1 protein-coding gene is annotated in these 298 nt (G+C 61.7%); it reads left to right on the forward strand.

The genetic code is table 11. The features are described from left to right. On the forward strand, window positions 1-298 hold a 298-nt coding region (locus tag BK660_RS30635), incomplete at both ends, for a methyl-accepting chemotaxis protein (RefSeq protein WP_259698555.1).

Raw genomic sequence — 298 nt, forward strand, 5'->3', positions numbered from 1 at the left:
ACCTGCTGTCGCTGACCGCCGCCATCGAGGCCGAGAAGGCCGGTGAATACGGGCGCGGTTTTGCCGTGGTCGCCACTGAAGTGCGACGTCTTGCAGACCAGACCGCCGTGGCGACTTACGACATCGAGCAGATGGTGCGCGAGATCCAGTCGGCGGTATCCGCTGGCGTCATGGGCATGGATAAATTCTCCGAAGAAGTGCGCCGTGGCATGTCAGAAGTGCAGCAAGTCGGAGAGCAGCTGTCGCAGATCATCCATCAGGTTCAGGCGCTGGCGCCGCGGGTGTTGATGGTCAACGA

This window comes from Pseudomonas brassicacearum (genome assembly GCF_003732265.1).
GTDB lineage: Bacteria > Pseudomonadota > Gammaproteobacteria > Pseudomonadales > Pseudomonadaceae > Aquipseudomonas > Aquipseudomonas brassicacearum_D.